Source organism: Flavobacterium sp., assembly GCF_043779715.1.
In the GTDB taxonomy this organism is placed as follows: Bacteria; Bacteroidota; Bacteroidia; order Flavobacteriales; family Flavobacteriaceae; genus Flavobacterium.
On record NZ_JAYWDT010000029.1, the window covers coordinates 1 to 10,818 of the forward strand.

At 33.6% G+C, this 10,818-nt stretch carries 8 protein-coding genes and 3 tRNA genes; 8 read left to right on the forward strand and 3 right to left on the reverse strand.

All coding sequences use genetic code 11. The annotated features are described in order from the left end of the window. Nucleotides 1-150 precede the first annotated feature (150 nt). The 5 genes from gcvT to ACH2BG_RS01105 all read left to right on the forward strand — a co-directional run bounded on the left by gcvT (nucleotide 151) and on the right by ACH2BG_RS01105 (nucleotide 7,695). Nucleotides 151-1,233, forward strand: a complete 1,083-nt coding sequence (gcvT, locus tag ACH2BG_RS01085; protein ID WP_395045889.1) for a glycine cleavage system aminomethyltransferase GcvT — start codon at nucleotides 151-153, stop codon at nucleotides 1,231-1,233. A gap of 136 nt (nucleotides 1,234-1,369) precedes the next feature. After that, nucleotides 1,370-2,080, forward strand: a complete 711-nt coding sequence (locus tag ACH2BG_RS01090) for a YebC/PmpR family DNA-binding transcriptional regulator (protein WP_091477423.1) — start codon at nucleotides 1,370-1,372, stop codon at nucleotides 2,078-2,080. A 226-nt stretch (nucleotides 2,081-2,306) separates the two neighbouring features. Then, entirely contained in the window at nucleotides 2,307-4,094 is a 1,788-nt protein-coding gene (locus ACH2BG_RS01095; protein ID WP_395045890.1) for an ABC transporter ATP-binding protein, read from the forward strand. 103 nt (nucleotides 4,095-4,197) lie between these two features. Further along, on the forward strand, nucleotides 4,198-6,048 hold the full coding sequence (locus tag ACH2BG_RS01100) for a CocE/NonD family hydrolase (RefSeq protein ID WP_395045891.1): 1,851 nt from the start codon (nucleotides 4,198-4,200) through the stop codon (nucleotides 6,046-6,048). A gap of 111 nt (nucleotides 6,049-6,159) precedes the next feature. Next, nucleotides 6,160-7,695, forward strand: a complete 1,536-nt coding sequence (locus tag ACH2BG_RS01105; protein WP_395045892.1) for a YifB family Mg chelatase-like AAA ATPase — start codon at nucleotides 6,160-6,162, stop codon at nucleotides 7,693-7,695. 55 nt (nucleotides 7,696-7,750) lie between these two features. Here the strand turns inward: ACH2BG_RS01105 and ACH2BG_RS01110 are convergent. The 3 genes from ACH2BG_RS01110 to ACH2BG_RS01120 all read right to left on the reverse strand — a co-directional run bounded on the left by ACH2BG_RS01110 (nucleotide 7,751) and on the right by ACH2BG_RS01120 (nucleotide 8,070). Then, nucleotides 7,751-7,824 (reverse strand) — tRNA-Arg (locus ACH2BG_RS01110). Between the two features lie 71 nt (nucleotides 7,825-7,895). Continuing rightward, nucleotides 7,896-7,970, reverse strand: a tRNA-Pro gene (locus ACH2BG_RS01115). A gap of 13 nt (nucleotides 7,971-7,983) precedes the next feature. Beyond that, nucleotides 7,984-8,070, reverse strand: a tRNA-Ser gene (locus tag ACH2BG_RS01120). Between the two features lie 255 nt (nucleotides 8,071-8,325). On the opposite strand from ACH2BG_RS01120, the gene ACH2BG_RS01125 reads away from it, so the two are divergent. From ACH2BG_RS01125 to ACH2BG_RS01135, 3 genes are all read left to right on the forward strand, one after another. Then, nucleotides 8,326-9,501 carry an acetyl-CoA C-acyltransferase gene (locus ACH2BG_RS01125; RefSeq protein ID WP_395045893.1) on the forward strand — a complete coding sequence of 392 codons (1,176 nt, stop codon included), beginning with the start codon at nucleotides 8,326-8,328 and terminating at the stop codon, nucleotides 9,499-9,501. A gap of 216 nt (nucleotides 9,502-9,717) precedes the next feature. Further along, nucleotides 9,718-10,479: an NlpC/P60 family protein gene (locus ACH2BG_RS01130; protein WP_395045894.1), complete on the forward strand. Its 762-nt coding sequence runs from the start codon at nucleotides 9,718-9,720 to the stop codon at nucleotides 10,477-10,479. A gap of 17 nt (nucleotides 10,480-10,496) precedes the next feature. Beyond that, nucleotides 10,497-10,818 (forward strand): thiol-disulfide oxidoreductase DCC family protein (locus ACH2BG_RS01135; RefSeq protein ID WP_395045895.1); only part of this gene is annotated, 322 nt, incomplete at its 3' end.

The window sequence follows — 10,818 nt, forward strand, 5'->3', positions numbered from 1 at the left end:
TACAACTTTAAAAATAGAAATCGTCTTAAATGGCTTGAAAATAGAAAACGAAATATATTATTATAACAATAATAAAATTACTTCTTACACTTTTTGTCACTCCATAAAAAATCAATACTTTAGCACCTTAAAATTTACATTCAAAACACAATGAAAAATACAGCATTAACGCACATTCACGAAAGTTTAGGAGCAAAAATGGTTCCATTTGCAGGTTACAATATGCCCGTTCAATACGAAGGCGTAAACGCAGAACATGAGATTGTTCGTAATGGCGTAGGTGTTTTTGATGTTTCTCACATGGGAGAATTTTTCTTAAAAGGCGAAAACGCTTTGGCATTAATACAAAAAGTAACGTCAAATGATGCTTCAAAATTAGTTGACGGAAAAGCACAATATTCTTGTTTACCAAATAATGATGGTGGAATTGTAGATGATTTAATCATTTATAAAATTGCCGACAATTATTATATGTTAGTAGTAAATGCTTCGAATATCGAAAAAGATTGGAACTGGATATCATCTCACAATGATTTGGGTGTCGATATGCAAAATCTTTCTGATTGTTATTCATTATTAGCTATTCAAGGGCCAAAGGCTGCCGAAGCTATGCAATCGTTAACTGCTATCGATTTAGTAAACATGCCATATTATTCTTTCCAAATTGGTGAATTTGCTGGACTAAAAGATGTTACCGTTTCGGCAACTGGTTATACTGGTTCTGGAGGATTTGAGATTTACTTCAAAAATGAAGATGCAGAAGCTATTTGGAACAAAATTTTCGAAGCCGGAAAACCTTTCGGAATCAAACCAATTGGATTGGCTGCTCGTGATACTTTACGTTTAGAAATGGGGTTCTGTTTGTACGGAAACGATATAAATGACACCACTTCGCCACTAGAAGCAGGATTGGGTTGGATTACAAAATTTGATAAAGAATTTACCAATTCGGCTAATTTAAAAAAGCAAAAAGAAGAAGGAGTTTCTAGAAAATTAGTAGCTTTTGAAATGCAAGAACGTGCTGTTCCTCGTCATGATTACGAAATTGTTGATGCCTCTGGAAATGTTATCGGAATTGTAACTTCGGGAACGATGTCACCAAGTATGAATGTTGGAATTGGTTTAGGTTATGTACCAACATTATTTTCTGCAGTTGATAGTGATATTTTTATCAGAATTAGAAAAAATGACGTTTTAGCCAAAGTGGTAAAATTGCCCTTTTATAAAAAATAGGTCAATTACAAAATTCAATATCAATAGCAAAAATCAATGACAATTAGAATCAAATTGATTTTTGACATTGGATTTTGACATTGACATTGAAACAATTACTTTTGCATTTAATTAAAAAATAAATACATTCTTAGAAATGGGAAGAGCATTCGAATTTAGAAAAGGAAGAAAAATGAAGCGTTGGTCGGCAATGGCCAAAGCATTTACCAGAATTGGTAAAGATATTGTCATGGCGGTTAAAGAAGGTGGTCCAAATCCTGAAGCAAACTCTCGATTAAGAGCAGTTATACAAAACTCGAAGGCAGTAAATATGCCTAAAGAAAACGTAGAACGCGCTATTAAGAAAGCAACCGACAAGGACACTGCAAACTATAAAGAAATACTTTTTGAAGGTTATGCACCACACGGAATTGCCATTTTGATAGAAACTGCTTCCGATAATAATAACAGAACTGTGGCTAATATTAGAAGTTATTTTAATAAATGTAACGGAACCATGGGAACACAAGGTTCAGTCGAATTTATGTTTGACCATACTTGTAATTTCCGAATTCCTGCAAACGGAATGGATCCTGAAGAATTAGAATTAGAACTAATCGATTTTGGTGCCGAAGAAGTTTTTGAAGATGAAGACGGAATATTAATTTACGCTCCTTTTGGAAGTTTTGGAACCATTCAAAAAGAATTAGAAACAAGAGGAATTGAAATTTTATCTTCTGGTTTCGAGCGTATTCCACAAATTACAAAAGAACTTACCGAAGCTCAAATGGCTGATGTAGAAAAACTAATCGAAAAAATTGAAGAAGATGATGACGTCATGAACGTATATCATACTATGCAAGAATAATTTTTTTTAAGTCGAAAGTCAGAAAGTCGAAAGTCTTGGTTTAACTACTTTAAAAATGTTTTAATTTTCAAATTTCGGAAAGGATTTTAAAAGTATGAAAGTTAATAAAGACAATGTTTTTTTGACTTTTCAACTTTCGACTTTAAGATTAATTTAACTAAAAACCGAAATCATAACCATTTATCAAACTATCATTTGTAGTATTTTTGTATTAAAATAAAACCAAATGGCCAGGTTCGTAGAAAACGATTTACCAAAATCAAAAATAAATGCAAGTTCATTAAACAAAGCAAAACTAATCTTCAAATATGCTGGAAATCATAAATGGAAATTTTATGTAGGCTTGTTTTTCTTATTCCTAACGAGTATTACGGCATTAGCATTTCCGAAATTTTTAGGAATGTTGGTAGATTGTGTTGCTAATAAAGACATTGATAAAGCGAATAAAATTGCTTTGGGTTTGTTCGGAATCTTAGTCTTACAATCTGGTTTTTCTTTTTTCAGATTGTCATTATTTATCAATTTTACCGAAAACACTTTAGCAAATTTGAGATTTGCATTGTATAAAAATTTGATAAAATTACCCATGTCTTTTTACGCTCAAAAGCGAGTTGGTGAACTAAACAGCCGATTAAGTGCCGATATTTCTCAACTTCAAGATACACTAACCAGTACAATTGCCGAATTTTTGCGTCAATTTATATTAATTATTGGTGGATTTATCATTTTAGCAACCATTAGTCCAAAGTTAACTTTAATGATGATGTCTATCGTTCCTGTAGTTGCAGTTGCGGCAGTAATTTTTGGGAGATTTATCAGAAAATACGGAAAGAAAACACAAGATAAAATCGCCGAAAGTCAAGTCGTTGTTGAAGAAACACTGCAAGGAATAACCAATGTAAAAGCATTTGCAAACGAATGGTACGAAATAGATCGTTACAAAAATAAAATAAATGAAATTGTAAAAATTGCTATAAAAGGCGGACAATATCGTGGGTTTTTCGCTTCATTTATTATCATTTGTCTATTTGGAGCAGTAGTTTCGGTGGTTTGGTATGGAGTTACGTTAACTATTTCCGGTGAAATGAAAAATGTAGGTCAATTAATCTCATTTGTATTGTATTCAGCATTTATCGGAGCATCTTTTGGTGGAATTGCCGAATTGTATTCACAACTACAAAAAGCCATTGGTTCTACCGAAAGAATTTTCGAATTGTTAGAAGAAACTCCAGAAAAAATAAGTGGTATTCAATCGTCAATTAAAGAAAAAATAAAAGGAGAAGTCACTTTCCAGAATGTGGCTTTTACTTATCCGTCGAGAAAAGAAATTCAGGTTTTAAAAGATGTCAGTTTCAAAGCTAGTTTTGGTCAAAAAATAGCCATTGTTGGTCCAAGTGGCGCAGGAAAATCGACAATTTCTTCATTATTACTTCGTTTTTATGATATAGAAAGCGGAACGATTCTTATTGACGATAAAAATATTTACGATTATGATTTAGAAAATCTTCGTGGTAATATGAGTATTGTACCGCAAGATGTGATTTTATTTGGCGGAAGCATTAGAGAAAATATTGCTTATGGAAAACCCGATGCCACCGAAGAAGAAATTATGATTGCTGCCAAACAGGCTAATGCGCTCAATTTTGTAAACGGATTTCCTGAAAAATTTGAAACCATTGTTGGCGAACGAGGCATCAAATTATCCGGAGGACAACGCCAACGTATTGCCATTGCTCGCGCTTTGCTAAAAAACCCAAGTATTTTAATCCTTGATGAAGCCACTTCCTCTTTAGATAGCGAAAGCGAAAAATTGGTTCAAGAAGCACTGGAAACCCTAATGGAAGGACGAACTAGTATTATTATTGCCCATAGATTATCTACCATTAGAAATGCAGATGCTATCTTAGTTCTCGACAACGGTATCATTGCAGAACAAGGCACTCACAAAGAACTTATTGAAATTGAAAACGGAATTTATAAGAATTTGAGTAATTTGCAGTTTCGAGATTATTAGAAATTAACTGTTTCATAAAAATCTATTAATTAACTGTATTCCTACGTTTAACATCCAAACAAAATATTAACACCAAAAATAGTATATATAAAAATTAAAAATAATGAATAAATTACTCTCAATTATTTTCTTGTTGCTTTCAATTTCGTTGACAGCACAAGAGAAAAAACCAAATTATGTAGCTGAAAACTATACTAAAAAAGAAGTACACATTACCATGCGTGATGGTTTACAATTATTTACCACTATTTATTCACCAAAAGATACTTCAAAAAAGTATCCTATCATAATGCAAAGAACTCCTTATAGTTGTTCTCCTTATGGACTAGATAAATTTGATGAGAATATTGCACCAAACGAAGTCATGATGAAAGAGGGCTATATTGTAGTCTATCAAGATGTTCGTGGACGATATATGAGTGATGGCTTGTATGATAATATGCGTGGTTTTATTCTCAACAAAAAAAACAGTAAAGACATTGATGAGGCTTCTGATACTTACGATACCATAGATTGGTTGGTTAAAAACGTATCTAATAATAATGGTAATGTAGGAACTTGGGGAATTTCGTATCCAGGTTTTTATGCGTCTTATTCATTATTAAGTAATCATCCAGCTTTGAAAGCTGTTTCTCCTCAAGCGTGTATTTCTGATTTCTTTTTTGATGATTTTCATCACAACGGCGCTTATTTACTTAGTTATTGGAAAGCCACACCATTATTTGGTCCACAAAAAACAAAAAGAACGCCTGATGATTGGTTTACCTTTCCTAAAACAAATACTTTAGACGATTATAATTTTTTCTTAGATGCAGGCCCACTTACTAATTTAGATTCTTATATGTCTAAAAATGATGAATTTTGGCAACAGCTAAAAGACCATTCCAGCTATGATGAATTTTGGCAAAAACGTGGTCTTTTACAGCACATGAAAAATATAAAACCAGCCGTAATGTTTGTTGGTGGTTGGTTTGATGCAGAAGATTTATATGGTCCGTTAAATACTTACCAAACCATTGAAAAAAGCAGTAAAAACTACAACACTATTGTTATGGGACCTTGGAGTCATGGAGACTGGGCAAGAAATAAGGAAAAGCAAATTATAGGAAATATTTATTTTGGAGATAGTATTTCGGCAAATTTTCAAAAGAATGTAGAAGCAAATTTCTTTCATCATTTTTTAAAAGACAATGGCAAAGGAGAAAATACATTACCTGAAGCTTATGTTTTTGATACAGGTAAAAAAGAATGGAAAAGCTCTGATGCTTGGCCTCCTAAAAATACTGAAAAACAAGGTTATTATTTACAAAATAATGAACAATTAACTAAACTTAATTCTAATGATGGTACTTTTGAAGAATTCATTAGTGATCCTAAAAAACCTGTTCCTTCTTCCGAAGATATCTCACAACGAGGTATTACACCTAGAAAATACATGACTGATGACCAACGTTTTGCGGCTAAAAGACCAGATGTCTTAGTTTTTGAAACCGAATCATTAGATAATGACACGACACTTGCTGGAGAAATACTAGCTCAATTACAAGTAGCTACTACTGGGACTGATGCCGATTGGATTGTGAAAGTAATTGATGTATTTCCTAATACCGAACCAGAAACTAAAGAAATTGCACCTTATTTGAAAATGAGCAATTACCACATGATGATAAGAAGTGAGGTTATGCGTGGTCGTTTTCGTAATAGCTTTATTAAACCTGAACCTTTTGTCCCTAATCAAAAAACACCCGTAAATATTAAACTTCAAGATGTTTTTCATACTTTCAAAAAAGGGCATAAAATACAAATCCAAATACAAAGTACTTGGTTTCCTCTCATAGATTTAAACCCTCAAACATTTGTAGAAAATATTTTTTATGCAAAAAAAGAAGATTTCAAAAAGCAAACACATAAGGTATATAATGATTCAAAAATTGAATTTACTGTTTTAAAATAATTGAATTTTTAAATAAAAAATAATTAATATACTGACCTGCAAGTTAATCTTTGCAGGTTTTTTGTTTTTATAAGTTAAAACACTATTTTTGAAAATATAAAATTATACGCCATGTTAGTAAAAGTATTTGGAAGTGCCGTTTTCGGAGTCGAAGCCACAACCATAACCGTCGAAGTAAATATAGATAAAGGTGTCGGTTATCATCTAGTCGGATTGCCCGATAATGCCATCAAAGAAAGTAGTTATCGCATTGCTGCTGCTCTAAAAAATAACGGATACAATCTTCCCGTTAAGAAAATCACGATAAATATGGCTCCTGCCGATTTACGAAAAGAAGGTTCAGCCTACGATTTGACACTGGCTATAGGAATTCTTGCCGCATCAGGACAAATAAAATCCGAAGAAGTAGACAAATACATCATTATGGGCGAATTATCTCTCGACGGAAGTTTGCAACCCATAAAAGGCGTTTTACCTATTGCCATAAAAGCCAAAGAAGAAGGTTTTAAAGGTTTTTTTCTACCAAAACAAAATGTAAAAGAAGCCGCAATCGTAGCTGGTCTTGATGTTTATGGAGTAGAAAATGTACTCGAAGTTATCGATTTTTTTGAAGGAAAAGGAACGCTCGAACCAACAGTCATCAATACTCGTGACGAATTTTATAAAACATTAGATTTCCCTGAATTCGATTTTTCGGAAGTGCGAGGACAAGAAAGCATCAAGCGTTGCATGGAAATTGCAGCCGCTGGCGGACACAATATTATTTTGATTGGACCTCCAGGTTCTGGAAAAACAATGATTGCCAAACGTTTACCAAGTATTTTGCCTCCAATGACACTTAAAGAAGCCTTGGAAACGACGAAAATACATAGCGTTGCAGGAAAAGTAAAAGATGTTGGACTTATGAACCAACGCCCATTTAGAAGCCCACATCATACTGCTTCTTCGGTAGCACTTGTCGGTGGTGGAAGTTATCCGCAACCTGGAGAAATTTCATTGGCACACAATGGTGTTTTATTTCTAGATGAATTACCTGAATTTAAACGAGAAGTTTTAGAAGTCATGCGTCAACCGCTTGAAGATAGAGAAGTTACCATTTCGAGAGCAAAATTTACCATAACCTATCCATCATCATTTATGTTGGTAGCCAGTATGAATCCAAGTCCGAGTGGCTTTTTTAATGATCCAGATTCTCCAAATACTTCTTCTCCGCATGAAATGAATCGGTATTTGAGTAAAATTTCTGGTCCTTTATTGGATAGAATAGATATTCATATAGAAGTGACTCCCGTTCCTTTCGATAAATTGACCGAAAAAAGAAATGGCGAAAGTAGTGTCGAAATTAGAAAACGTGTTACTGCAGCGCGTGAAATTCAAACGACAAGATTCGAGCTTTTTGACAATATTCATTACAACGCACAAATGAATACCAAACAAATTAGAGAACATTGTGCCCTAGATGAAGCATCATTACAATTACTAAAAACTGCTATGGAAAGGCTAAATCTTTCGGCTCGTGCCTTCGACAGAATTCTAAAAGTATCTAGAACTATTGCCGACTTAGAAACTACAGACAAAGTAAACTCAACCCATATCGCAGAAGCAATTCAGTATCGAAGCTTAGATAGAGAAGGTTGGTTGGGATAAAATTTCAAATTATTACAAATAAAAAAGCCTCGATAAAGAATATCGAGGCTTTTTGTGATCGCGCCAGGATTCGAACCTGGGACCTACTCATTAGAAGTGAGTTGCTCTATCCAGCTGAGCTACGCAACCTTAAAAAATTTATTCAGTGACAACTTAAAGTTGTCGGATTAGTTCCGTTTTTTAACGAGACCATCCTTTTGTCGGGGTGGCAGGATTCGAACCTGCGGCCTCCTGCTCCCAAAGCAGGCGCGATAACCGGGCTACGCTACACCCCGAAAGGAAAAAAAGCGGAGAGTAAGGGATTCGAACCCTTGGTACAGTTACCCATACGCTTGTTTAGCAAACAAGTCCTTTCGGCCACTCAGGCAACTCTCCAATAAAGAATTAAATTCTTTCTTTTAAGCGGTTGCAAATGTAGGGTATCAAACGAATATTACCAACTTTTTGCTTATTTATTTTCATTTTATTTATTTTTAAAATTTAAAACATTTAAGAATCAACATTATACAACAAAACTGATCTTGTTATTTAAAATTAAATAATCCTTAAATTTAAAAAAAAGTCATTAAGAAGTATAAAATCTTTTTAAAATTAGTAAATTCGCAACTGTAATTTAAGAATATTTCAAAAATGAAAAAAGTAGTTATAGTATCAGCAGTTCGTACTCCTATTGGAAGTTTTATGGGAGCATTATCTAGCGTTCCTGCACCACAATTGGGTGCAATTGCCATCAAAGGTGCATTAAACAAAATAAATCTTGATGCAGCTTTAGTAAATGAAGTATATATGGGTAATGTAGTACAGGCTGGTGTTGGTCAAGCTCCTGCAAGACAAGCAGCTATTTTTGCTGGTTTGTCTAACGAAGTAGCGTGTACAACTGTAAATAAAGTATGTGCTTCTGGAATGAAATCGGTTATGTTAGGTGCACAAGCAATTATGTGTGGCGATGCAGAAATCGTTGTAGCTGGTGGTATGGAAAACATGAGTTTGATTCCACATTATGTTCATTTAAGAAATGGTGTAAAATTTGGACCAACTTCTATGCTTGATGGTATGCAAAAAGATGGTTTGGTTGATGCTTATGACCAACAAGCAATGGGTGTTTTTGCTGATTTATGTGCTACAGAATATAAAATTTCTCGTGAAGACCAAGATAACTTTGCCATTCAATCTTACGAGCGTTCTGCAAAAGCTTGGGATGCTGGAAAATTTGATAACGAAATTGTTCCTGTTAGCATTCCACAAAGAAAAGGTGATCCAATTGTAGTTTCTAAAGACGAGGAATATTCTAATGTCAAATTAGACAGAATCCCAACTTTAAACGCTGTTTTTACCAAAGACGGAACGGTTACTGCTGCAAATGCTTCTACTATAAATGACGGTGCTGCGGCAATGGTATTGATGAGTGAAGAAAAAGCACTTTCATTAGGATTAAAGCCTTTAGCTTACATAAAAGGATATGCAGATGCAGCACAAGAACCTAAATGGTTTACAACTGCTCCAGCAAAAGCATTACCAATCGCTTTAAAGAAAGCTGGTTTGTCAACTTCTGATGTTGATTTCTTTGAGTTTAACGAAGCTTTCTCAGTAGTGGGATTGGCAAATGCTCAAATTCTTGGTTTAGATAATAATAAAATTAATGTAAATGGTGGTGCGGTTTCTTTAGGTCATCCTCTTGGATGTTCTGGAGCAAGAATCATTGTTACTTTGATAAACGTTTTACAACAAAACAATGCTAAAATTGGTGCAGCTGCTATTTGTAATGGTGGTGGTGGTGCATCGGCAATTGTGATTGAAAGAGCTTAATGAATTTTGAATGATGAATTTCAAATGTTTTAGTGTTTGAAATTTACAGTTCTCCCCTAGCCCTGATTAAGGCGGAAATCCTTTTTGTTTTTTTCTTTAAAAAGCAAAAAGATTGTAGCGGAAAGCAGGTTAGCTTCAAATGAAAATAATATAAATGATGAATTTTTGAGTTTTAATTAATTCAAAATTCATCATTTAAAATTTAAAATAATTTTAATGTTTGGAATTTGTAATTTAGCCAATATCCCTTTACGAATAGAGCCTAGCGACCGAAGCGAATTGGTTTCGCAGGTTTTGTTTGGTGAACATTTTACTGTTTTAGAAAAAAACCAGAAATGGGCTAAAATTCGTTTGTTCTTTGATGATTATGAAGGCTGGATAGACAACAAACAGTTTGCACCAATTACTGAAGAGCAATTTGAACAACTATCGAAAGACAGCATTGTTTTAAACTCTGATTTAATAGAATATATTACTTCTCCAAAAAATTTATTAATTCCTATTCCTCTTGGATCTTCATTATCTTTCTTAAATTATGAAGCGATAAATACCGATAATTTTTCTTTTGAAGGGCTAAGAATTAGTGGTGTAAAACCAAAATCAAACCTTATCAATACTGCTTTTATGTATATGAATGCGCCGTATTTGTGGGGCGGAAAAACACCTTTTGGGATAGATTGTTCTGGATTTACACAAATGGTTTATAAGTTAAATGGTTACAAATTATTTCGTGATGCATCACAGCAAGCAGGCCAAGGGGAAGCGTTAAGTTTTATCGAAGAAAGCGAACCTGGAGATTTGGCTTTTTTTGATAATGAAGAAGGAAATATCATACATGTTGGCATTATTATGGACGATAATTATATCATTCATGCCAGCGGAAAAGTTCGCATTGATAGACTAGACCATCTTGGAATTTATAATGCCGAAGTAAATAAACACACGCATAAACTAAGAGTTATTAAGAAGATTATTTAAATAGTAATAAATAATTTATGGAAGGAATACCAAATAACAAAAAGATAATTCTCTTTGACGGTGTTTGTAATTTATGCAATTCGTCTGTTCAATATGTAATAAAACATGACAAGAAAGATGTGTTTAGATTTGTCCCTATCCAATCCGAATTAGGACAAAAAATTATAAAGCATATTGGAATTTCCCAAAAATATATAGATAGTGTTGTTTTATATAAACCAGGAAAAGCCTATTACTACAAATCGACTGCCGCTTTAGAAATAGCAAAAAGCCTTGGGGGAATTTTTACTTACGCTACTATTTTCAGAATGATTCCGTCAGGAATAAGAGATATTCTTT